The sequence below is a fragment of the Nocardiopsis potens DSM 45234 genome, assembly GCF_000341105.1.
GTDB classification, from domain to species: domain Bacteria; phylum Actinomycetota; class Actinomycetes; order Streptosporangiales; family Streptosporangiaceae; genus Nocardiopsis_A; species Nocardiopsis_A potens.
Genome location: NZ_ANBB01000045.1, coordinates 17,538 through 40,175, shown reverse-complemented (window position 1 = coordinate 40,175; position 22,638 = coordinate 17,538). Strand labels below are relative to the sequence as shown.

Here is a 22,638-nt window from a genome sequence, read left to right as displayed (position 1 = left end):
CTGAGCTTTGTGGAGATCACGGGTCAGGCACCCGCCCCGACGGAGGCCGGGCACGTGGTCCGGCCGCGGACACGTGGCCGCATCTGAATGAGCGGCACCCCACCGCGGCAACCGACACATCGGGAGACGTCGTTGAGTCACTGGCGGTTGAACAACCCGAGGGCGAACCGGGTGAAGACGGCCCTGGCCAACCGGGTCAAGCACAGACCACGGCACGCCTTCTGCGCCGAGCGCGCGATCGTGGCGCTCTGGGAGGAGCTCGTCTCCTCCGCGGTCCGGCCGATGTACCGCGCCGGCACCAGCGAGATGGCGGTCATCTCGGTGATGCGGGGGATCAACGTCTGGTGCCGCGACGGGAAGTACATCTGGAGCGACTACCTCGGCGACACCGTCACCCACCCCGCCAGTGACCCGGCCGGCGCCGCCGCCCTGCTGTACCCCTCTTCGCCGGTCTCCACGCACCGCCGCACCTTCGAGCGCGGCCGGCACCACTCCCGGGACCTCAGCGCCGCCTGAGAGCCCCGCAGCGACTTCCGGAGCGCCGCCTCTCCCCCGAGGGAGGCGGCGCTCCGCTTTTCGCCGTCTCCACCCGTTCAGACCCCGCGGAGCCCCGTCCGGTTCCATCCTGGCCGGATCCTGCCACCGGCCGCCGCCCCCGGCGCGCCTCCTTGCCCCCGCCCGACTCCCGGGCAGCCGCGCCCGGCCCGATTCGGGCGCGGCCTCCTCCGTTATACGGACCGGAACCGGACACGGCGCTGAACGGAACCCGCCGATTACGTAACGCCACAGGTAACACGCGGTTTACGCGTTTTTCTGGCCGGATCCTGCCACCTAGACGCCTTGACAGGAAAAGCGGCCGCAGGGTGCACAACTTGCACACCTTGGCTCGATACCGCCGGACAGGGTCACCGAACGTGAAGACCCTGTCGCATTCCCCGGATTTCTGGCTAAAGTCCCCGCGTCGTGACGAAACGCGTCACACGGCCCGTCACCCCCAACGGGTTCCGGGCCCTGCTCCCCATGAGGAGGGTGCACGTGAAGAAGACCTTCGCGAAGCGGACGACCATCGGTGTCGCCACCGCAGGGCTGCTCGCCATTCCCGCCGCGCTCCTGGGCGGCGCGGGCGCCGCCTCCGCCGACGACCTCGCCCCGCTGCGCACCAGCGACGCCGCCGTCTCCGGCGAGTGGATCGTGGTGCTCGAGGACGGCATGCGGACCAGCTCGGTGGAGAGCACCGACGTCGGCATCTCCGCCAAGGACGTCGAGCACACCTACACCGAGGTCCTGGAGGGCTACTCGGCGACCCTGACCGCCGAGGAGGTCAAGGAGGTCCGCGCCAACCCCGAGGTCGCCTACGTCGAGCAGGTCGGCAAGGTCGAGGCCAGCGCCGTGCCGTGGGGCCTGGACCGGATCGACCAGGAGGACCTGCCTCTGGACGACTCCTACACCACCCAGGCGACCGGCGCCGGCGTCTCCGCCTACATCATCGACACCGGCATCGACGCGAGCCACCCGGACTTCGGCGGGCGGGCCTCGTCGGCCTTCGACGCCACCGGCGGCGACGGCTTCGACGGCAACGGCCACGGCACCCACGTCGCGGGCACCATCGGCAGCGACTCCTACGGCGTCGCCCCCGAGGCCGACCTGTACGGGGTGAAGGTCCTCGACGACAGCGGCAGCGGCACCTACGCCGACGTCATCGCGGGCATCGACTGGGTCGCCCAGAACGCCCCCGACGGCTCGGTCGCCAACCTCTCCCTGGGCGGCCCGGCCTCCCAGGCGGTGGACGACGCGGTCAACGCGCTCTCCGACTCCGGCGTGTTCGTGGCGGTCGCCGCCGGCAATGAGAGCCAGGACGCCAACAACGTCTCCCCGGCCCGCGCCGAGCGCGTCACCACGGTCGCGGCCTCCGACTCCTCGGACGCCTCGGCCTACTTCACCAACTACGGCACGGCCGTGGACATCTACGCCCCGGGCGTCGCCATCGAGTCCACCGTCCCGGGCGGCGGCACCGACTCCCTCAGCGGCACCTCGATGGCCAGCCCGCACGTGGCCGGCGCCGCCGCACTGTACAAGGACGCCAACGGCCAGGCCGACCAGGCGACCATCCAGACCTGGATGACCGACAACGCCTCCAAGGACAAGCTCTCCGGCGTCCCCGCCAACACCCCCAACCTCCTCCTGAACGTCTCCGGCCTGTAGGCACCCCGCTCGCCGGCAGTCCCTGAAACCCCCGACACGGCCCCGGCCCCGGACCCCCTCCGGGCCGGGGCCGCACCCGTTCCGCCCCCGGGCCCGGGCCGCCCGGTGCACACTTCTCCCATGGACGACACCGCGGACATCGAAGAGTTCCGAGCCGCCCCCGTCCGAGCGGTCGACGCCGCCGAGCGGCAGGACCGCGTCACCGTGGTGACCCGCGCCGGAAGACCGGTGGCGGCCGTCGTGCCCGTGTTCATGCTGGAAAAGCTCGAAGAGTGGGAGGACCTCCGGCTCGCCGAGGCCGCCGAGCAGGCCCTGGCGGAGAGCACCGGGCGCACCTTCTCCCTCGCCGAGGTCACCGGGGAGGGGATTCCCGAGGCCCCGGAGCGCTGACGCCGCGCCGCCTCCCCCGGGGAAGCGTCCACCCCGCGCAAAGGCGGAGCGGCAGGGAGCCTCGTCGGCTCCCTCACTCCCTTGAGGAAGAGGAACCGCCGGAGGAGGCGTCGCCGGAGGCGGCCTCCTCCTTCTCCGACGCCTGCTCCTCTTCCTTCTTCTTCTCTTCCTCTTCCTTCTCCGCGGCCTCCTGCTCCGCCCGCTCCTTCTCGGCCTCCGCCTGGGCCTGGGCTCGGGCGCCGGCCCGGTTCGTGCAGGCCGGGGCGGACGGCGCGGACAGCCCGTCGACCGCGACGACGGTGAAGCAGTACTCTGCGGTCTCGCTCCCGGTCGGGACCTGCGCCTCCTCCACGCCGGGGCCGGTGCGGGCGAGCGTCGTCTGCGGCTGCCCGGACACCCCGCCCACGACGAAGTAGCGGGCGGTGCCGCCGGAGGCGTCCTCCCACTTCACCTGCACCACGGTCAGGCCGTCCTCCAGCCAGACCTTCCCGGGGGCCTGCGGAGCGGTGGCCTTCCCCTCGGAGCCGGACGCCTCGCCGGCGCCCTTCCCCCCGTCCTCGGCGGCGTCCTTCTCCTTCTCCTCGGCCGCGGGCTCCTCGGCGGCGGCCGTCCGCACCTCGGCCGGGTGGAGGGCCCCGCCCACCCCGAGCAGCGCGGAGACCACCAGGACGGAGGCGGCCGCGGCGGCGATGTGCAGGTGGCGGCGCCAGCGCGGCGGCCGGGCCGGGCCTTCCAGGTCGCTGTAGTCGGGCCCGTCGTCCAAGGGCTCGGCGGGTCCGCTCCCGGCGGAGCCGGGCAGCGGCGGCGAGTCCGGTCCGCCGCTCCACCCCTCCAGCAGGGCCCACGCCTCGGTCCGGATCTCCGGCAGCACCACCGGGGCGGGCGCCGCCCGCCCCTCCTCGCCCTCGCTGGGCAGCGGGGTGGGCTTGGCCTGCGGCCGCCGGCCGACCCGGCGCACCGGCGCCCCGACCTCCTCCACCGGAGCGGCCGCCGCTTTCGGCGGAGCCGGCGCAGGGGACGGCACGGCGGGCGCACGCTCGGCGCCCCCCGCCGGCCCTTCCCGCTCGGGACCCGGCGGAGCCTGCGGTGACGGCGCGGCCGACGGGCGTCCGCCCGGCGCCCCCCACAGCGGCTGCGGCCCGGCCCCGGCGCCCGGCCCCGGCCGGCCCTGAGAAACCGGCGGGACCTGCGGACCCGACGGCACCGCCGGCGCCCGCCCTGGTGACGCGGCCGGCCCTTCCGCGACCGGCCGGGCCTCCGGCGGTCCGGCCGGCGGGCGCTGCGCCGCCGGAGTCTGCGCCGGGCGGGCCGCCCGGGGCCCGGTCGGCCCCTCCACCGGCGCCGTCGGCGTCCTTCCCGGAGGCGCGGTCGGTCCGATCGGCCCTTCCTGGACCGCCCGGGGGCCGGTCGGACCCTCCGCCTCTGCGGCCGGCGGCCGCGAAGGCCGCTGCGGGGCCGCCCCCGCTGCGGGAACCGTCGGTGCTTCGGGGGCCGCGGGCGCCTGCGAGGACACCGGTGCCGCCGGGGGCCGCGGAGCCGGCCGCGGCCCCGTCCCGCCCGGGCCCGGCGGGGGCGCGGGCTGCGGCTCGGCCGGCGCCGCAGGGCGCACCGGGGCGGCCGGGGCCGGCGGGTGCGCGCCCGCCGACGGGGTGTCGGCGAGGTAGGCGGCGCCCGCCGCGCTCCAGGCCCGCTCCAGTTCGGCCTCGAACGCGGCGGGGGTCGCCGGGCGCTCCTCCGGGTCCTTGGCCATGGCCGCCGCGAGCAGCTCGCCCACCTCGGCGGGGGCCAGGTCGGCGGGGAGCGGCGGGGCGGGTTCGCGCAGCGCCCGGCGGGCCGAGGCCTGGGCGTCGGCCCGGTCGCCGCTGCCGTCGGAGAAGGGTGCGCGCCCGGCGACGAGGGTCCACAGGGTGGAGGCGAGCGCGTAGACGTCGGAGGCGGGGACGGGGGTGCGGGCGCGGAGGATCTCCGGCGGGGCGTGGAAGGCCAGCTCGCTGCTGGTCCGCAGCCGGGGCGGCGGGGAGCCGGCCGCGGCGGCCGAGCCGAGGTCGGTGAGGACCGCCGAGGTGCCGGCGCGCAGCACGTTGCCGGGCACCACGTCGTTGTGGAGCAGCCCGCGGGCGTGCGCGGCGGCGAGCGCACCGGCGACGGCGCGCCCGGCGCGCACCGCCTCGGCCAGGCCGACCGGCCCGCTGCGGGCGATGACGTCGGCGTAGGAGCCGTCCGGCTGGAACGGCATCACCAGCGCGGGCTCGCCGGCCGCGGTCCGGGCGATGTCCAGCAGCGGCACCAGCCCGCGGGCCCCGGCCAGGTCGCGCAGGCGCTGGATCTCGTCGTAGGCGCCGGGGGCGTGCATGACCTTGACCGCGACCGGGGCCCCGGTCCGCTCGTTGACGGCCTTGAAGACCTGGGAGTTCCGGCCGCGGTAGGCGAGGACGGGCGAGTGGAAACCGGGGACCCAGTCGGTGGAAGAAGGGTCTCCACCGGACATCTGCGTGCTCACTTCTCCGATCGGGGGGCGGTCACGGCGCCCCCTGCTGCCCCGGGCCGCCGAAGAGCGGGCCGGTCTGCCCGCCGCCGTTCCGCTGCTCGTTGATGACCTGCTGCTTTTCGAACGCCGCGTGCACCGTAATGCCGCCGCAGATGAGGGCGACCAGGATGGCGCCGCCGACGAGGGCGGGCCACACCGCCTGCCGGCGCCGCCAGTACCGGCTCGACCCGTAGAGGAGGGCGGCGCGCAGCTGCCGCCGGCGCAGCGCGTCGGCCTGCAGCACGTACTGCTCGGCGTTGGGGGTGAAGTGGAAGGCCTCCGGCATGTGCTCCCCGGCGTCCGCGGGCGCGGGCCCTCCGGGGGCCGGCCCCGGGCGGGGGGCGGGGGGCGGAGGCGTCGTCGCAGGCTGGGTCATGGCGCGGAGCGGGGGTTTAGAACAGGTTGTTCAGGTAGTTGGTCAGCCGCGAGTAGCTGTTCGCGGCGCCGTCGGTGGCGTCGATGACCCTGGCGAAGGCGTCGTTCACCGAGGCGAACTGGGTGTCGAACTCCTCGGCCTTGGCCTTGAACTGCTCGTTCCCCGAGCCCTCCCACTTGTTCACCGTGGTCTCGGACTGGGTCTTGATCTCCTCCATGATCGCCTGGAACCGGCTCAGGTGCCCCTGCTGGTCCTCGGCGAGGCCCTGCAGGCCCGCCACGTTGCCGTAGACCTCGTAGCTCACGACTCTTCCTCTCCTTCAGGCGTGCTCGGCTCGGCGTGCGTCCGGCGTCAGCCGTTGATCGGCCGGGACAGCCCCCCGGCCTCCCGCCCGGCGGAGGCGAACTCGTCCCCGGAGTCGCTGTCGACCGCGGTGAACTCCCGCTGGCCCTCGTTGAGCTTGATCCCGTTGTTCCGGCACCAGGTCATCAGCTCGTCGAACCGCGTGGTCAGCTCGTTGCGCGCCGCGCGGAACTCCGCCAGCGCGTTGCCCTGCAGGGAGTCCCCGTCCCGCTCCATGTCCTGGATCAGGTTGTTGAGCCGCTGGTAGAGCCCCTCAGAAGAGATCCCGAGGTCTTCCCCGCCCTTCCCGAGGGCATCGGCCTCGGTCAAACCGGCATAGTTCGACACAGGACACTCCTTCTCACTCAGGGGATCACCCACGTCACGCACGGGCTCACCGAGAGCGTATCGTCCCTCACCGACGATCACACACCCCAAGCTGTCCGATTCCGGACATGCCCCGCCTCACCTCCCCTTACAGTCGAAACCCTCTCCCTCCGCCGCTGTCGGAGCGGCGGCCGTCGTTGGAAGGCGCGACCGACCATGCAGACACTGGCGCCGGTTCTCGGCATCGTGGCGGGGACCCTCGCCCTGTCCGGGCTCGCCCACTACATCAAGCGGGCGGCCGCCTCCGGAGCCCTGGACCGGAACTCCGCGATCGGCCTGCGCACGCAGGTCACGAAGTCGTCGGACACCGCCTGGCGGGAGGGGCACAGGGCCGCGGGGCCGTGGCTGCTCGCCTGCGCCTGGACGGGCTACTTCAGCTCGGCGGCGGCGATCCCGTTCGCATTGGCGATGGGCTCCGAGGAGGGTTCCGCCCCTGCGGCGATGGCAGTTCCGGCCACGGGGTTCACCGCCGTCGTCGCCGTGCTCGCGGCCGCGACGGTCGTCGCCCACCGACGCGGCAGGGACGCCGTTCAGAGCCGGCAGGCCGAGAAATAGGACGCGGCATGGACCCGGCGGACGGCCCCGGCCGCACTCAGTCCGAGGTCAGCCGCGCCACCAGGTCGAACAGCCCCATCGACCAGGCCAGCACCCCGCAGAGTGCGATCACCACCACGATCTCCACGCCGTTCAGGGTGCGGCGGAGCGAGGCGCGGGGGACGTCGGCGAGGCGGACCCAGCTGAGGACGGCCAGTACCGCGCCGGCGGCGAGGGTGAGGGCGGGGAGCCAGGGGCCGAGGGCGGGCAGCAGGGTGAAGGCGCCCAGGGCGCTCACACCCAGGCCGAAGGTGCCGCCCAGGCGGAGCGGGAGGGTGTGCCGGATCCGGTCGAAGAGCCGGGCCCGGAACACCGTCAGCAGCGAGACCAGGGCGGCCAGCAGCACGTCCTGCGTCCGGCCGCCGAGCAGGACCAGCAGCGGGGCGGCGGCCGCGGCGGCCAGGGCACAGCCCAGGACCAGGCCGTGCAGCAGGCGGTCGCTGCTGGTCAGGGTCTCCTCGAAGCGCTCGGTGGCCACCTGGCCGGAGTGCCGGACCTCGTAGTCCAGGGCGGACAGCCCGCCCATGGAGAGCGCCATCCGGGGCAGCGCGCCCACCATCAGCACCAGCAGCACGGCCGCGGCGCGGGCGCCCTGGGCCGGGTCGGTGAACATGCCGGTTCCGGCCAGTGCGCCGCCGGCGACCGCGAGCACCGCCAGCGCGGCCAGGTAGGCCAGGCCGGTCTCGTTCAGCGCCCAGCCCACGGCCGCGATGAGCAGCGCCCCGACGCAGCCGAACACCCCCAGCACCAGCGGGTCCGCCCCGGAGAGGAGCAGGGCGGCCAGCACCGACGCCGAGGCGCCCCAGGTGCAGGCGGCGCCGAGCAGCACCGCGGAGACCGCGCCCATCCCGCGGCGGGAGGCGAACACCCCCAGGGCCAGGCAGAGCAGCGCGCCCGCCACCGCCACCGCGATGTTCAGCGGCGAAGAGTCCAGGTACTCCATGGCGGCCAGCATCGGCAGCGGGCCGATTCCGGCCACCAGGGTGCCGAAGGCGAACGTGGTCGAGGAGGTCCAGATGCCGCCGGACTCGTCGACCCGGTCCTCCACCGCTCCGCGCACGTCGTCGACGTGGGCGGGCCGCTCGGGCGCGGTCAGCCGGCGCAGGGCGAGCACGTCGCCGTCGAGCACGCCCGCCGCCTCCAGGGTGGACTCCGGCGGGACCGGGGCGCCCGCGGCGTCGACCAGGGTCCACCCGGCCGGGCGGGTGCCGTCGGCCTCCGGCGAGCAGACGCCGATGACCTGCGGCAGCAGGCTGGCCACCGGCACGGTTCCGGGGAGCGCCAGGTCGGCCCAGCGCTGCGGACCGGCGACCTTGACCCGACAGTATCCACTCACGTCCGTCTGGTCCTCTACAGGATGGAGATGGGGATGGGCAAGTGCGCGCGGTGGTCGCTCGAACGCCGTCCGTGCGCAGCGAATTAGGTGAAAGCACCCGATCGCGGGATCATTACCGTAGCAACCCCGCTCCTCTCCGTTCCCATCCGCACGAAAGACCTCGCCGTGGCGACCACTCTCATCCACAGGCCGGCGCGCCACTCGGTCCCCGACCCGGGGGCCGACCCGCTGGTCATCGCCCCTCCCCCACAGCTGCCGGACAACCCGCCGGCCAACAGCTCGATCGCGATGATCATCATGCCGGTGATCAGCGGATCCGGTTCGCTGCTGATGGCGATCACGATGGGGAACCGCCCGCTGTACGCGGCCGCCGCGGTGCTGGTGATGGTCGCCAGCGTGGTCATCGGCATCGTCATGTTCACCGCGCAGCACAACGGGCCGCGCAAGCGGATCCGGGAGCAGCGCGAGCGCTACCTGGACTACCTGGACCAGCTCCGCGAGACGGTGCGCGAGGTCGCCGCCACCCAGCGGGCCGGCGCCGCGTTCCGGCACCCCGCCCCGGAGCTGCTCACCGAGACGGTGCGGCTGCCCGCCCGGCGCTGGGAGCGCCGCGCGAGCGACCCCGACTTCCTGCGGGTGCGGATCGGCACCGGGACCCGGCCGCTGGCGCGGCGGCTCAGCCTGAAGGTCGACACCTCCAACCCGCTCATCGTCTACGACCCGGTCTGCCGCGGCCTCGGCGACCAGCTGGTCGAGCTGTACGCCGAGGTCCCGGAGATGCCGCTGGAGCTGCCGCTGGAGGAGCTGGGCACCGTCTCGATCGTGGGCGACCGGGCGGCCGGCCGGGACGTCGCCCGCGCCCTGGCCGCGCAGATCGCCGCGTTCTCCGCGCCGGAGGACGTGCGCATCGGGGCGGTCCGGCACCAGCGGCTGCTCGCCGAGTGGGACTGGCTGAAGTGGCTGCCGCACAACGCCGCCGAGGACCTGGAGCACGTCGGGCCCGGCCGGGCGTTCACCACCCGCCTGGTCGCGGGCAACACCATGGAGATGGCGGAGCTGCTCGCCGCCGAGATCGAGCAGCGCACCGTGGACATGCAGCGCCGCCGCGGGCAGCGGCCCGGCCCCGGCACCCGCCGGCTGGTGCTCATCGTGGACGGGGAGTTCCAGTCCACGCTCTCCGGGCTGGCCGCCGAGCCGCCGGTCTCCTCCCTGGCCGACCTCGGCATCCACCTGATCGTGCTGCTCGGCGACCGCCGGGAGGAGCCCGAGCACGTCGACCTGCGGCTCACCGTGGACGCCGACGGCGCCCTGGCCGAGGACACCGGGGAGGCGACCCGGCCGGCCGACGCCGACCCGCCGCTGTCCGGCACCGCGGACCGGGCCGGCGCCGCGCTGCTGACCACCATCGGCCACCTGCTGTCGCCGCTCCGGCTGGCCGCCACCGACAGCGGCGACGCGCTGCACGGCACCGTGGGCCTGCCGGAGATCCTGGGCGTGCCGGACGTCGCCCGGCTCGACCCGCGCCGCACCTGGCGGCCGCGGAGCACCGGCGACTTCCTGCGGGTGCCGATCGGCATCGGCCCCTCCGGCGGGCTGATCCTGCTGGACCTCAAGGAGTCGGCGTTCGGCGGGATGGGCCCGCACGGGCTGGTGGTCGGCGCCACCGGCTCCGGCAAGTCGGAGATGCTGCGCACCCTGGTGGCGTCGCTGGTGATCAGCCACCCGCCGGAGCGGCTGGCGCTGCTGCTGGTGGACTTCAAGGGCGGCGCGACGTTCGCCGACACCGACCGGCTGCCGCACAGCGCCGGGCTGATCACCAACCTCGCCGACGACGACGGCCTGGTGATGCGGTTCCGCGAGGCGATGTACGGCGAGCTGACCCGCCGCCAGCAGCTGCTCAAGGACGCCGGGAACCTGCCCAACCTGCACGCCTACGAGCAGGAGCGGGCGGGCGGCCGCACCGACCTGGAGCCGCTGCCGCACCTGCTGGTCATCATCGACGAGTTCTCCGAGCTGCTCACCGCGCACCCCGACTTCGCGGAGCTGTTCGTGGCGATCGGCCGGATCGGCCGGTCGATCGGGGTGCACCTGCTGCTGGCCACCCAGCGGCTGGAGTCCGGCAAGATCAAGGGCCTGGAGTCGCACCTGTCCTACCGGATCGGGCTGCGCACCTTCTCCGAGGCGGAGAGCCGGGAGGCGATCGGCGTCGGCGACGCCTACCACCTGCCGCCCGAGCCCGGGTCTGGCTACCTGAAGGTGGACACCTCGGTCTTCGAGCGGTTCAAGGCCGCGATGGTCTCCCAGCCGTACGCGCCGCCGGCCGAGACCGACCGGTCCGACGACCCGGTGCTGCCGCTGATCTCCTACAACGGCCTCGGCCTGCTGCTGGACGGCCCGCTGGGCGCCGCCGCCCCGGCCGAGCCGGCGCAGAGCGAGGAGAAGGCCCGCAGCACGCTGCAGGTGGCGGTGGACCGGATCGTCGAGGCGGACGCGCCGCCGGTGCGCGCGGTCTGGCTGCCGCCGCTGCCGCCGGCGCTCACCCTGGACCGGGTGCTGGAGCTGGCCGGGGAGGACGTCTCGGGCGACCCGGCGGAACCGGACCCGGTCGAGGTGAAGGCGGTCGTCGGCGTCACCGACATCCCCCGCGAGCAGCGGCAGGTCCCCACCGAGCTGGACTTCTCCGGCGCCGAGGGGAACATGGTCGTGCTCGGCGGGCCCCAGACCGGCAAGTCGACCCTGCTGCGCACCCTGATCGCCTCGCTGGCCTGGCGGTACCCGCCGGGGCGGGTGGCGGTCTACGGCATCGACTTCGGCGGCGGGCAGCTGGCCGCGTTCGAGCGGCTGCCGCACGTCGCGGGCATCGCGGGCCGATCCGACCCGGAGCGGGTCCGCCGGGTCCTCACCGACGTGCGCAACCAGCTGGACCGGCGGGAGCGCGTCTTCCAGCAGCTCGGCCTGGACTCCCCGGCGGCGCTGCGCCGGGCCCGCGCCGAGGGCAGGGCGCCCTCCGGGGTGGCCGGCGACGTGTTCCTGCTGATCGACGGCTGGTCGTCGGTGCGGGAGACCTTCGACGACGCGGACGAGGCGCTGCTGGACATCGCCTCGCGCGGCCCCTCGCTGGGCGTGCACACCCTGCTGACCGGCGCGGCGAGCTCGCAGGTGCGCAGCCGGCTGCAGGCGCTGTTCGGCGGGCGGCTGGAGTTCCGGCTCACCGACGCCTTCGACTCCGGCATCGACCGCAAGCTCTCCGAGGAGCTGCCGAAGGAGACCCCGGGGCGGGCGCTGCTGCCGGAGGAGAACACCGCGCACATCGCGCTGCCCCGGCTGGACGGCACCGCCGGCGACACCGACCTCTCCGACGGCGTGCGGGACCTGGTGGACCGGCTGCGCGAGCGGTGGAAGCAGGGCGAGGTGCAGCAGGTGCGCACCCTGCCCGCCCGCGTCGACCTGGACGGCCTGCTCTCCTCCACCAAGCCCGCCCGCCGCCGGAAGAAGCTGGTCATGGGCGTCGCCGAGAGCGACCTCGGCCCCGCTTCGATGGAGTTCGACGAGGACCCGCACCTGGTGGTCTACGGCGACCCGCAGACCGGCAAGTCGACGCTGCTGCGGGCGCTGCTCCGCCAGGTCGCGGCGCGGCCCGCCGCGGAGGTCGGCATCGTCCTGGTCGACTACCGCCGCGCCCACCTGGGCCTGGTCGACGAGGAGCACCTGCTGGCGTACTGCACGTCGGCCGACCACACCAAGGCGGTCGCCGCGGACCTGGCCCGCTCGCTGAAGGAGCGGCTGCCCGGGCCCGATGTCACCCCGCGCCAGCTGCGCGAGCGCAGCTGGTGGAAGGGGCTGGAGATCTTCGTGGTGGTGGACGACATGGACATCGTCGCCGGCCGGACCAGCCCGCTGTCGCCGCTGGCCGAGCTGCTGCCGCAGGGCCGCGACATCGGGTTCCACCTGATCGCCGCCCGCCGCACCGGCGGCGCCTCCCGGGCGGTCTTCGAACCGGTGCTGCAGGGGCTGGGCGACATGTCCACCCCGGGGGTGCTGTTCTCCGGCGACCGCTCGGAGGGGCGGCTGGCCAACGGCATCGCCTCCCGCCGGCTGCCGCAGGGCCGAGCGCTGCTGGCCAAGCGCGGCCGCCCGCCGGAGCAGATCCAGGTCGCCTGGAGCGAGCCCGCCGAGTAGCCCGGCCCCCGAGAACGGAAAGGCGTTCCGATGCGCTTCGCCCGCACCGCGGCCGCGATCGCGGCCGCGGCCCTCCTCTCCGCCTCCGCCTGCTCGACCGGCACGGAGGCCGACGGCGCCAGTGGCGGAAGCGGCTCCGCCGAGGGCCCGCCGACCGGGCTGGCCCTGCTCTACCGCGGCCACGGCGGCGGCGACCCGGAGCAGGACCAGGCCCTGGTCTTCCTCGACCCCGGTTCCGGGAAGGAGAAGGCCTCCTTCCGCCTCCCGGAGGGCGCGGTCGACCCGATGGCGCCGGCGCTGCCCGCGCACTCCTGGTTCTCCGAGGACTGGAACCACTTCGTCTACGCGCCCCCGGAATCGCCCACCGTCCAGGTCGCCCAGCTGACCAAGGACCAGAAGGGCGACTACGTCTACGAGCAGGCGGGCGCCCTGGAGGCCCCGCCCGCGGAGGTCTGGACCGACCCGCGCATCCACGACGACCGAATCTGGTTCGCGGCCCGCGCCGCCGAGGGCCAGGCCGGCTCCTTCCAGGTGCTCTCCGTCCCCCTGGACGACCCCACCGCCTCCCCCACCCAGGAGGGCACGGTCCCCTTCGACCAGAACGGCGTCCCCTCGGAGTGGGCCGTCGACCCCGACGGCGCCCTCCACATCCGCGACCAGGCCCCGATCACCCAGGCCACCGGTCCGGCCGGCGAGGCGCTCACCGTCCGGATGAGCGGCGACAACCTGATGAACGCCTCCCTTACGGCCGCCGGCACCGAATGGCAGCACCTGCCGGGCGCACCGGTCTGGGGCGAGAGGACGGCCCTGCTGGCGCCGGTGGGCGGGGCCGCGGCACCGTCTCCCGCGCAGGGGGTTCAGCCCGTTCCGCAGCAGCAGGGGCAGCCGGCCCAGCAGGGCGCTCAGACGCCGGGGGGCACCGGCCCGGCCGGCCGCCTGATCACCCTGGACGAGACCGGAACGGCCTTCACCGAGGTCCCGCTCCTAGAGGGAGAGGGAGCGGTGGTGCAGTACCTGCTTTCGGCCGACCGGGATGCGGTGCTCCTGCAGACGGAGAAGGCCTGGTACCGGCTCCCTCTCGGAGAGGGCGGGGAGCCGAAGGGGGAGGCGGAGGAGCTGTTCGAGGTGCCCCGGGACGCTTCGATGGACGGATTCCCACTCGCCGTCCAATACACCACCAAAGACTAAAACGATCAACCTAGAGCAGAGTCCAATAAAATGCAAACCCAAAAAGAAGGGTGAAATGAAAAATAAAATTATCCTCTACTTGGCATCGGCAATCGGCATTGCATTTGTCATTTATTTGCTTTTTGCCCCTCCTATTGGAATGCACATACAAGTAGGAGAAAAATCCTATACTCTCGATTGCGATTCACCGATGCTGGCAGGTCCCCCCTACAAGGAAACAGGCCCTTGGGACTACAGCAATGGAATCTACAATGACACTGAAGCCCTGCATAATGCATGCGACACGCGCAGGATCCAACAACTATCTATTGCTCTTCTTGTTGCAATTCCAACGACGATCACATTCTCTCTCGCCCTGCTCAGAAGATCTCACGCTTCATAGCATCGAAGCAATACGCCAGCAAGCAAGCGCTATTCATTAGAACCAACGCCACTACGAGGACAGACTCTATCCCACCGTCCAATGAATTGGAGACAAGATGTCAGGAGAAGCAGGAGTTCGAGATTCTTCTTCCGCTAATTCAAAAAGTCAGGGCGCAGAAAGTGCCGCAAGCAAGCTCAAAGGACTTGCTCAAGACTTTGAATCCGCTATGGACTCGGCTGCAAGTGCGGTCGGAGAATCCCCGGGAGTAACCGGATACAAAAAATACAAAAAAGATGCAGCTGATTCCATGGTGGATGTCGAAGAGTACATGACGCAAGCAGCGATCAACGCCCAGTCGGCCTCCAATGAGATCAGCAAAACTGATGATGGATCATCGGATGACTACGCTAGCTCAACTCCTCCTCTGTCCCGAGGGATAAACTTCGCCTGATTCTCATTTTGTTTGATTGGAGACGGTCTTTTATGTCAGATCTTAAATACAGAAAGCCTGACGCCGAGCCTTCCGCAGTCAAAGCAGAAGCAGACAATTTGTGGGATGTTTTCGACCAGCTTTTGGGAGGATCGGGAGACAGCAAAGAAAAGCTTTCTTCTGCTGCAATTGAATTCACAGATCTTCTGGCCGAACAAATAATTCAGGTCAGTGCGGACGGAGAAGCCGCCTGGAGGAAGGCAGCTCTTGCTTCAAGTTACGCAGCGGACGTCACTATGGAATGGGCTACCGATCTCGAATGGTACGAGACCAGAATATCTATTCTCAAAATAGAGCTGGCGGCTAAAAAGGCAGCCCTGCTTGGCTTGTCAGCATTTTTTTCGGGAGTTGGGGCCGACGAAGAAGACTTGGAACGATACAAAAAGGTTGTCAATGAAGCAAATTCAGAAGCACACAAGCTATGGAAAGAACTGGAAGGTCGGGCAGACGACTGCTCGGCAATGATGTCAGAGGGACCGACAGATGCAAACGTAAAAAAATTGATGAAAAGTGGCCGCCTCGGTTGGATCCCGAATAACATAGCCGGCTCAGAGATGCCTACGCCAGTAACTCCTTCTGAAGGCGAAGAGATGGGAGAGAAGCTCCAGCGGCATCTTGACGGCAGTGAGGAGTTAAGCGAAGAAGAATATGCAGAAATTATTGCGACCCTGAATGCGGTCAACGAACGAGCTGTACATGCAAAAAGAAATGGACAGAAACTCGAAGACAGAGAAATAAGTTTCCTGGATCGATTCTACGAAGGACTTGAAGATCTAGAGTCACCGAATGCCTACGGGGATGGATACCCACGCGGCGTCCTGGGCATTCCCGATCACCTGGATAAATCTGATCTTTCAGAAAACGAAAAAGAAGAGCTATCTCGCGAACTTGGAGGCGGGCTTCTCGTTCTCTCTAATACCGAGTATGGAGGGGGATACGACCGGCTTCCAGAAAGTGTGCAGAGGGTTGCCGAAGGATCATCCGGATACGACGTAACGGCCTCTCGCGAGGAGAGACAACAAGGACTCGACGATAGCAGTGTCCAGTCCTCTGCTTGGTACCAGGAGGCAAGTGGCCTGGCCTCGCTGTTCGAAAAGGCTCCTATAGGCGTTTCTGGGGGAACTGGGTTCTCTGCAGCTCTCACTACCACTGTCGGCACAGAGTTGGATGAAGACTCGGAACGGAAAATTTCAGTTCTTGGATCACCAAATGCAAAGGGAACATTTCAAGAAATTATACAGAAAAGCACTTTGAATGAAGAGGCAAATTATCTAGTTTTGAGTGGCGAATATGAAACTAGCCGTTTGGAAGTCGACAGAGAAAAGACGCTAACCGGGCTTTACACTTATGACTGGGAAGATGACGGTGAGAGCGTCAGCGGATTGACCAGCTGGATTCCTGACGCCGCGAACAGCGATGATCCTCTTGAACGTGAGAAAGCAGGAACTGCAGCAGTTGGGCTGATCGAAGGAACTTCTCGCGATGATGAAGTGTTTCAGGACCTGACTGACACAGGAATCGATCTTACAGAAGAAAAGAAATCGAGAGATGCCTCTTTCACTGAAGTTAATCCGCTGATCGCAAGAGACTTCGAAGAGATATTCGAAACCTACCTTCCTGATTTCGGCCTGGAGATCGATGACGGCAAAACGTTTGCTTATGAAGAAGACCAACTCAGAGTTGACTCCCGTGCCCGAGTGCGGTTCCTGCAGTACATTGCAGGAGATGACGAAGCTGCTCGCGATGCGATCATTGCAACTGAAAAATACCAGCTTGAATCCATGAGCGAGTTTATGTCCACAGGAGACCCCGAAGTCGCCGCCAATAGCGGACGCGTTAAAGGGCTTCTAGGGGCCGGGATAACCAATGAAACACTTGAAAGAGTCAGTGGAGACGACGCCGCCATCGAGCGTGAGCAGAAGTTGTGGAAAGCCGGAATCGATGGCTTCATCGGGGAAATAACAGGAAAAATGCCAGGAACCGCCATCCCCGGGGAAAACGCAAAGCAATACGTGCAGGCAGAGTTCGATAAATATCGAGAAGAGTTGATGAATTCAATCCCGTTGAGGACAGATCAGTTGGAAGGCGAGCTCCAGGAAAGCAGGCGGGTGAACTCGGAGCGCGTCGATGCGTACTTCATCGCTTCTCTTGTTTCCGATGGAGTAATCGACGAATCTAGGCTGGAAGATGCAGACGGCAACCCTCGCCCCCCAGAGCAGGTCTTGGAATCTGTCGACGTGACAAGGCCAGGTCTTTACGAGGGCTTCGACTACGAAAGCGACAATGCGGAAAGGAACGGGGACGACCTGTTTTGGATTGATAAGGATGACAGAACAGACAAAAATGAGCGCTACTACAATCGCGATGCTGGGCAATATGCCAACATCTACGCCGACTGGAATTTCTACGGATATGAGCATTACATTGACAAATACAGAGCAAGCGACGACAACGAGTATGAGAAATTCGCCAAAGGACAGGATGTGGAAGGAATTCCCAGGCAGGTTCGGGATAGCGATCTCAATAAAAACGAAGAGGACAGTGGCGACTGACCCGTAAGACCGAACTGCTAAATACCCTTCCAGAAAATGGTTCACCAGTCCATCGGAGCTCGTTTAAACCTCCTCAGAGCGCCACATCGATCGCGTGCAATCGTTATATCCCTTTACAACAAATCTGGAAGAAGTAGGAGGTTCTTCTTGGCTTCCCCAGCACTGCAGGTCGGCCCTCAGCAGATACCGGGCTGGAAACAGATCCGTTCACCGACCGCCCTTCACCCCTGTGAGTCTCCCCGCACCGGGACGGCCGGTTGTGCAGAGACCAGCGATGCCGAGCGGTTCTGACGGAAGGCGCCGACGTATGGCGGTCCTCCTCCAGATCGCGCGGTGCGGAACGGTATTGCTGTGGGCCGGTTGGCCGGCCTTCGTCATCGGGTTCTTCGCGGGTCCGTCGGCCTCACGCGGTGTCATGGAGCGCCTCGGGTTCCCGCTGCTCTCCCTGTTCGCCTTGGTCACCCTGCTGCTGGTGGCCGCGGTGATCACACAGGCCGCCCTGGGGCCCGGTCCCAGGGGGCAGGGGGAGCCCGCCGCCAGGCGCTTCGTGGCGGTCTGCGCCGTGCTGCTCGCCGGCGGCAGCGGGTTCTTTCTGTGGCGTCTCTTCCCGGCCGACGCGTTCTGGTTCACCAGAGACGACGGCTTCCACGTCGACCTGGTCTGGCCGTGGATCGGCCTGCTGATGCTCACTCTCGGCGCGGTGTGCACCGCGGCTGCCGGGACTCCGCGCCGGTATCGCTTCCTGGCGCCTCCGCGGCCGCGGTCGTGGCTCGTGCTGCCGGCTCCGCTCCTGGTGCTCGCGCTGGTCGTCTCGGCGACGGCGATCGCGCCGGTGAGCCACTCCGCCACCGACCCCGGACCGGCCCCGGAACCCGTCGGAGAGCTCTCCGGAGCAATCTGGAGGTGGACGATCCCCGACGGAAGGCGGGTGGTCCACGTCCACGACGGGCCGCGTGGGCCGATCGCCTCCTTCGATGACGGGGTGGTCGCCTTGGACGGAGCGACGGGTGAGGAGCTGTGGAGCTACGGCCGTCCCGGCAGCACGTTGGCGGTGAGGCTCTCGCCGGGCGGGGACACCCTGGCCGTCCACGTGAGTTCTTCGTGGGCGCTGGGTGAGCGGGAGCGGCTGGTCCTGCTGGACACCGAGACCGGGGAGGCCATCGGCACGCGTTCCGATCCCCCGTTCTCCGGGGACGACTGGGCCGTCGACGGACGGACCCTCCTGTTCACCGCCCCGGACGGCGCCGAGGAGAACCGGAAGCTGAGCGCCGTCGACGCCGTCACCGGCGAGGAGCAGTGGTCGTTTCCCTTCCCCGACAACTGCCAATTCCTTGGTGACGTCGCATCGTTGCGCGACGCCCCGTCCCAGGGCACTTCCACATCCTCCCTGGAGGCCGTGCGCGCGATCCGGGCCCTGGACGGGCTGATCGCCCTGAGCCTGGACTGCACCGTCCGCGACCCCGACCCCGTCGACGGCCCTGCCGGAGACTACCCCGGTGCCGGCAACGCGGCCCAGGAGCGGTTCATCGTCGTGGACGCCCAGACCGGTGAAGAGCTCTGGCAGACGGCCTATACCCGCTCGGCCGGGGACTGGCGGGACCCGCGTCCCGAGCCGCTGCGGATCACCGGTGACGGCACCGCTCTGATCGCCAAGGTGTACGAGACCGAGGAACAGGAGGAAGGCCTGCGCGTCCTCGATCTGCGCACCGGTGACCCGATCGCCTCCCCGGAGGGGGAACGCGCCATCGACATCGAATTGGCCAGGGCCACCACGGGAACCGCCGCCTACCTGCCCGGTGAAGAGGACGGTGGGGAGGGAGAACCCGTTCGGGCCTTCTATGAACGCCTCCCCTTCGACTCCGGTGAAGAGCCGGAGACCGCCCGCTTCCCGATCCCCGGCTCCGAAGAACAGGGGTGGGACGGGTGCGTCTCAGCGTTCCGCCTCGACGAGCAGGGCGCCACGATGGCCGTGTTCTCCAGTCCGCACTGTGCCTCGCTCGGCTCACTCGCCTTCGTCCCATGGGGCGCCGACACCGCCGAGCGGACGGTCCCCATCGATGAAGAGATGGACCTGCCGGAGGAGGACGAATCCGGGATGTCAGAGGGGGGACGGGTGCTCTACGACACCTCCACCGCGCTCGTCGTCCATACCGGCACCGAACTGATCGGAGTCCGCTGATGAACCGACCGTTCCCGCTCGGCACGGGTGCCGCCGGCGTGCGCCGCAGCCGGTTCTCCCTCTCCATTGGCGTCCTCTGCGCCGTTCTGCTCTCCGCCTGCGCAGCGCCGGAGGAAGAAGAGCCCGAGATCAAGCTGCCCTCTGAGCCGACCGTGATCAGTCCGGACCGGGTGGTCACCTGCGCGGAGGCCGGCGACTGCGGGGAGGCCGGGTCGGTGCGCTGGTCGATGCCGCTGGACGGCGACTACTACACGGAGCGCCTGGACAGCGGTCTTTCCATACTGCTGCCGGAGAGGGAATGGATGGGCTGGACCCATCCCGCCCAGGCCGCACTCGTCCACCGGGGTGTGATCCACTACTACGAGCAGGACCGGTTCACCGCGGTGGACGCCGAGAACGGCGAGGCGCTGTGGAGCGTGACCGTCGATCCCGAGCGCCCCAAGGTCGTACGGAAGGTCCACGCCCTGGGGGACGGGCTGCTCGTCGGGACCGTGGACGAGCGGACCGGAGACGAGTCGCTCTACCGGGTCTCTCCGGACGGCGGCGGCACCTGGGAGCGCATCGGCGCCGACGAGGGGGACCTCAGGGTGGACGAGGCCGGCGAGCACCGCGCCCTGCTGGCCGACCGCGAAGGCCGATACCTCCTCTTCGACTCCGAGAGCGGCGGGATCGCCTGGTCGCGCAAGCCGCCGGTCGACATCGGCGTCGCCCTCCTCACCCCGGAGGGGGTCTACCTGCGGAGCAGCTCCGCCCAGGACGAGGACGCCCCGTCCCGGCTGCTCCGCCTCGACCTGGAGGACGGGCGGACCGCCGCCGACACCGAGCTGCCGGAGGGCCCCGGGACCTCCTCGCTGCAGGCCGTGCTGGACGGGGCCGCGGTGTTCAAGGCCTCGGCGGGCGGGAAGGACACGCTCTGGGCCGCCGACGCCGAGACCGGCGACGTGCTCTGGGAGCGCCCGGAGGAGGCCTCCTTCGTGGCCGCCGACCCTGGGGGCTCCCTGCTCTATGTGCAGGAGGGCGAAGAGTACCGGGCGGTCGACGCGGGCAGCGGAGAGGTCGTCGAGGAGGACGTCTCCGGGGAGACGTCCCTGCTGATCGACGGGTTCGGCGCCCGGCATGCGGAGCCCCGCCGGGGGGACTCCGAGTCCGATCTGCTCGGCTCCGTGCCGCGCGCCTACGGCCCCGGGGTGGAGGAGTTCGGCGTCGACGCGGGAACGGTCGTCTGGGAGCTGGCCTCCTACGCCGCCGAGGACGGCTCCGCCGTCGGGGTGTACCACGGGTGCGCCCCCGGCGGGCTGGAGCCGCCCCGGCAGGATGCCGCGGCCGGCGGTTGGCGGTGCACGTCGCCGCGGCTGTTCGCGGTCGACTACGGGGTCTGAGCCGCGCCGCAGAGCGGCTCGGCGCAGCGCAGGTAGTGCGTCTCCGCGGAGAAGCGCGAGAAGATGTCGGGCCGGTCCTCCTCGCCTTCGGACCAGACGATGTGCGGCCGGTCCTCGCCGTCCACCGCGAGCGCGCTCACCCCGGGTTCCTCGGAGGTCGCGGCCAGCGGAGTCCGCACCGTCTCGGTGCAGCCGCCGTCCAGGCAGGAGAGCAGCACCAGCCGCTCCTCCGCCAGATCGAAGGTGGCCAGCTGCGGGTTGCCCTCCGAGTCCAGTGCCAGCCCCGGCAGCGGCCGCTTCCACCCCGGCCCGGTGACGGCGCGGTCGGTGAACTCGGTGCAGGCGGCGTCGTGGCAGTCGGTCACGTGCACCGCGCCGTCCCGGACGGCCCGGTAGGCCAGCACCGGGGTGCCGTCCGGGCGGTACTCGATCCGCGCGCCGAAGCGGGACCGCATCCCGACCTCGTGCTCTTTCCGGAAATGCTCCCCGAAGATCTCGCTCACCTCCGGCTCCGCGCATTCGGCGTCGGCGCAGGAGACGACGTTCAGGGCTCCGTAGGAGGCGTCGAAGGCCGCGACGGCGAACCCTCCCTCCGCGGAGACGGCGATGTCCAGGAACGTGCCGCCGGCGAGGAACCCGCCCGCCGTGACGTCGCCGGGCGGATCGATGGCGCGCGGGTCGGCGCAGGCCGGTTCGTCGCATACGTGCAGGCGCAGCCCGCCCTCGTCCTCCCCGATCTCCTCATCGCGGCCCCGCGGTTCGTAGGGGCGCACGTGGGAGGCGACGACCAGGCCCTCCCCGAAGGGCGCCACCGCGGACGCGGTCTCGTAGTGGTCGCCGCCGTACTGGCGGATCCGCACGGCCTCGTCCGGGTCGCACTTCTCGGTGGCGGCGCAGGTCCGCAGGTACAGCCCCGAGTCGGGATGGGGACCGTACCTGTCGGTGTCCTCCCAGTCGTGCATGAACTCCCACCAGTCCGTGTACAGCCTGCCGCCGCCGGCGACCGCCGTGCCGCCGCCTTGCGTCCTGCCCTCCCGCTCGGCGACGGTCTCGCACTCGGGGTCGCAGAGCTCCGCGGTCTCCCCTCTCTGCGTCGTGGCGATGAGCGCCCCCTCCCCTCGCGGGGAGATGTCGATGACGTAGTCATCGCCGTAGGGCGATGCGAGGGGGCCGCCCTCCAGGACCGGGGCGCCGAGCGGGTTCGCCCACGACACGGCCGGCCCGACCAGTACCGGGAGGAGGAGCAGCGCGGCCAGGGCGGGCGCCGGCAGCACCGCCCAGGACCGGCCACCGGTGTGCGGCGGAGGCAGGTGCGCGGCCATCCGGCCCAGGTCCGGGCCGGAGGCGTATCCGGTGTAGGCCCCGCGGTCCCGGTACACCGCGGGGGCGCAGAGCAGCAGCACCGCCGGGGCCATGGCCAGGGCGGAGGCGAGCAGCCCGACCGCCTCGGCCCCCGGGTGCCCGTCGCCCCAGCCGAGCCGGGACCCGAGCAGCCGCTCCGCCCCGGTGTCGACCAGGACCGGCAGGCCGCAGGCCGCGATCACGAACAGCAGGTGGACGCGGCGGCGCTCCCGCTCCAACCGGTGGGCGGCCGCCAGCCCCTGCCACGGCCCGCGCCCTTCCGCGAGGGACACCGGGAGCATCACCATGAGCGGAGCCAGCGCGAACAGGCCGGGCAGCACGGTGAATGCGAGGGCGAGCCAGAGCGGCCACCCGATGGCCGTCAGGCCGGTGGCGCCCGCCGCCACAGCGGAGAGCAGTGCGATCAGCAGCAGGAGCCAGGTGAGGACGGTGAAGTAGCGGCGCAGTGCGAGCCGCCAGGCGTCGCGGACCGCGATCGTCCGGCCGAGCAGGGCGGCGGTGCCGATCAGCACCGGGGCGCCGATGACGAGGGGGGCCAGTGCCAGCCCGAGCGCGGCGAGCACCGCGGCGGAGGCGAGGAACAGGGCACCGGGTTCGGAGAGGGGCTCCAGGACACCGTTGTAGTAGACCGCGTCCGCGCTCTTCCATACCTCCAGGGAGTGGCCGAGCAGGAGCAGCGGCACGGCCGGCAGCCAGGCGGCGACCAGCATCGGCCACAGCGTCCTCGGGACCGTTCGGGCGATCTTCGCCCAGAGTTCCTTCACGCTGCCGGCGGTCTCCAGGCCGCCCGG

The 22,638-nt window shown here is 70.1% G+C and carries 17 protein-coding genes; 11 read left to right on the top strand and 6 right to left on the bottom strand.

Translation table 11 applies throughout. The annotated features are described in order from the left end of the window. Nucleotides 1–132 precede the first annotated feature (132 nt). The 3 genes from D459_RS0118160 to D459_RS33755 all read left to right on the top strand — a co-directional run bounded on the left by D459_RS0118160 (nucleotide 133) and on the right by D459_RS33755 (nucleotide 2,592). On the top strand, nucleotides 133–516 hold the full coding sequence (locus D459_RS0118160) for a hypothetical protein (RefSeq protein ID WP_193790263.1): 384 nt from the start codon (nucleotides 133–135) through the stop codon (nucleotides 514–516). Between the two features lie 519 nt (nucleotides 517–1,035). Then, entirely contained in the window at nucleotides 1,036–2,202 is a 1,167-nt protein-coding gene (locus tag D459_RS0118155) for a S8 family peptidase (protein WP_017594428.1), read from the top strand. A gap of 120 nt (nucleotides 2,203–2,322) precedes the next feature. Next, nucleotides 2,323–2,592, top strand: a complete 270-nt coding sequence (locus D459_RS33755) for a type II toxin-antitoxin system prevent-host-death family antitoxin (RefSeq protein ID WP_017594427.1) — start codon at nucleotides 2,323–2,325, stop codon at nucleotides 2,590–2,592. 73 nt (nucleotides 2,593–2,665) lie between these two features. Here the strand turns inward: D459_RS33755 and D459_RS32050 are convergent, their stop codons facing one another. The 4 genes from D459_RS32050 to D459_RS0118130 are packed head-to-tail and all read right to left on the bottom strand — an operon-like array spanning nucleotide 2,666 to nucleotide 6,185. Further along, a complete protein-coding gene (locus tag D459_RS32050) occupies nucleotides 2,666–5,080 on the bottom strand; it encodes a protein kinase domain-containing protein (RefSeq protein ID WP_051065472.1) in 2,415 nt (804 codons plus the stop codon). Between the two features lie 31 nt (nucleotides 5,081–5,111). Next, the gene (locus tag D459_RS0118140) at nucleotides 5,112–5,495 is read right to left on the bottom strand and encodes a hypothetical protein (protein WP_026120511.1); all 384 of its coding nucleotides are present in this window, start codon (nucleotides 5,493–5,495) and stop codon (nucleotides 5,112–5,114) included. A gap of 16 nt (nucleotides 5,496–5,511) precedes the next feature. Then, nucleotides 5,512–5,799, bottom strand: coding sequence for a WXG100 family type VII secretion target (locus D459_RS0118135; RefSeq protein ID WP_017594425.1), 288 nt, complete (start codon nucleotides 5,797–5,799; stop codon nucleotides 5,512–5,514). Nucleotides 5,800–5,846: 47 nt separating this feature from the next. Then, nucleotides 5,847–6,185, bottom strand: a complete 339-nt coding sequence (locus D459_RS0118130; protein ID WP_026120510.1) for a hypothetical protein — start codon at nucleotides 6,183–6,185, stop codon at nucleotides 5,847–5,849. A 195-nt stretch (nucleotides 6,186–6,380) separates the two neighbouring features. On the opposite strand from D459_RS0118130, the gene D459_RS33750 reads away from it, so the two are divergent. Then, nucleotides 6,381–6,779: an SdpI family protein gene (locus D459_RS33750; protein ID WP_017594423.1), complete on the top strand. Its 399-nt coding sequence runs from the start codon at nucleotides 6,381–6,383 to the stop codon at nucleotides 6,777–6,779. Between the two features lie 37 nt (nucleotides 6,780–6,816). Here D459_RS33750 and eccD read toward each other — a convergent pair whose 3' ends face one another. After that, nucleotides 6,817–8,154, bottom strand: a complete 1,338-nt coding sequence (gene eccD, locus D459_RS0118120) for a type VII secretion integral membrane protein EccD (RefSeq protein WP_017594422.1) — start codon at nucleotides 8,152–8,154, stop codon at nucleotides 6,817–6,819. A 288-nt stretch (nucleotides 8,155–8,442) separates the two neighbouring features. Between eccD and eccCa the strand changes: the two genes are divergently transcribed. The 7 genes from eccCa (at nucleotide 8,443) to D459_RS0118095 (ending at nucleotide 20,485) form a co-directional block, all read left to right on the top strand. Next, entirely contained in the window at nucleotides 8,443–12,333 is a 3,891-nt protein-coding gene (gene eccCa, locus D459_RS0118115; RefSeq protein WP_026120509.1) for a type VII secretion protein EccCa, read from the top strand. Between the two features lie 30 nt (nucleotides 12,334–12,363). Next, on the top strand, nucleotides 12,364–13,521 hold the full coding sequence (locus tag D459_RS0118110; protein ID WP_017594420.1) for a hypothetical protein: 1,158 nt from the start codon (nucleotides 12,364–12,366) through the stop codon (nucleotides 13,519–13,521). Between the two features lie 55 nt (nucleotides 13,522–13,576). Then, entirely contained in the window at nucleotides 13,577–13,903 is a 327-nt protein-coding gene (locus D459_RS35530; RefSeq protein ID WP_152523035.1) for a hypothetical protein, read from the top strand. Between the two features lie 97 nt (nucleotides 13,904–14,000). Then, the gene (locus D459_RS35525) at nucleotides 14,001–14,336 is read left to right on the top strand and encodes a hypothetical protein (protein WP_152523034.1); all 336 of its coding nucleotides are present in this window, start codon (nucleotides 14,001–14,003) and stop codon (nucleotides 14,334–14,336) included. Between the two features lie 32 nt (nucleotides 14,337–14,368). Continuing rightward, on the top strand, nucleotides 14,369–16,927 hold the full coding sequence (locus tag D459_RS35520; protein ID WP_152523033.1) for a TPR repeat region-containing protein: 2,559 nt from the start codon (nucleotides 14,369–14,371) through the stop codon (nucleotides 16,925–16,927). Between the two features lie 415 nt (nucleotides 16,928–17,342). Beyond that, nucleotides 17,343–19,106, top strand: a complete 1,764-nt coding sequence (locus tag D459_RS0118100) for an outer membrane protein assembly factor BamB family protein (protein WP_152523032.1) — start codon at nucleotides 17,343–17,345, stop codon at nucleotides 19,104–19,106. After that, on the top strand, nucleotides 19,106–20,485 hold the full coding sequence (locus D459_RS0118095; RefSeq protein ID WP_017594417.1) for an outer membrane protein assembly factor BamB family protein: 1,380 nt from the start codon (nucleotides 19,106–19,108) through the stop codon (nucleotides 20,483–20,485). Before D459_RS0118100 ends, D459_RS0118095 begins: the two co-directional genes overlap by 1 nt. Here D459_RS0118095 and D459_RS32035 read toward each other — a convergent pair. Further along, the gene (locus D459_RS32035; RefSeq protein WP_152523031.1) at nucleotides 20,473–22,611 is read right to left on the bottom strand and encodes a hypothetical protein; all 2,139 of its coding nucleotides are present in this window, start codon (nucleotides 22,609–22,611) and stop codon (nucleotides 20,473–20,475) included. The two genes, D459_RS0118095 and D459_RS32035, sit on opposite strands and share 13 nt — an antisense overlap. Nucleotides 22,612–22,638: the final 27 nt, after the last annotated feature.

What these genes read in the sequence shown, in the direction of transcription:
- D459_RS33755 (WP_017594427.1), top strand. Translation starts at nt 2,323, where the DNA reads ATGGACGACACCGCGGACATCGAAGAGTTCCGAGCCGCCCCCGTCCGA.
- D459_RS32050 (WP_051065472.1), bottom strand. Translation starts at nt 5,080, where the DNA reads ATGTCCGGTGGAGACCCTTCTTCCACCGACTGGGTCCCCGGTTTCCAC.
- D459_RS0118140 (WP_026120511.1), bottom strand. Translation starts at nt 5,495, where the DNA reads ATGACCCAGCCTGCGACGACGCCTCCGCCCCCCGCCCCCCGCCCGGGG.
- D459_RS33750 (WP_017594423.1), top strand. Translation starts at nt 6,381, where the DNA reads ATGCAGACACTGGCGCCGGTTCTCGGCATCGTGGCGGGGACCCTCGCC.
- eccCa (WP_026120509.1), top strand. Translation starts at nt 8,443, where the DNA reads ATGATCATCATGCCGGTGATCAGCGGATCCGGTTCGCTGCTGATGGCG.
- D459_RS0118110 (WP_017594420.1), top strand. Translation starts at nt 12,364, where the DNA reads ATGCGCTTCGCCCGCACCGCGGCCGCGATCGCGGCCGCGGCCCTCCTC.
- D459_RS35530 (WP_152523035.1), top strand. Translation starts at nt 13,577, where the DNA reads ATGAAAAATAAAATTATCCTCTACTTGGCATCGGCAATCGGCATTGCA.
- D459_RS35525 (WP_152523034.1), top strand. Translation starts at nt 14,001, where the DNA reads ATGTCAGGAGAAGCAGGAGTTCGAGATTCTTCTTCCGCTAATTCAAAA.
- D459_RS35520 (WP_152523033.1), top strand. Translation starts at nt 14,369, where the DNA reads ATGTCAGATCTTAAATACAGAAAGCCTGACGCCGAGCCTTCCGCAGTC.
- D459_RS0118100 (WP_152523032.1), top strand. Translation starts at nt 17,343, where the DNA reads ATGGAGCGCCTCGGGTTCCCGCTGCTCTCCCTGTTCGCCTTGGTCACC.
- D459_RS0118095 (WP_017594417.1), top strand. Translation starts at nt 19,106, where the DNA reads ATGAACCGACCGTTCCCGCTCGGCACGGGTGCCGCCGGCGTGCGCCGC.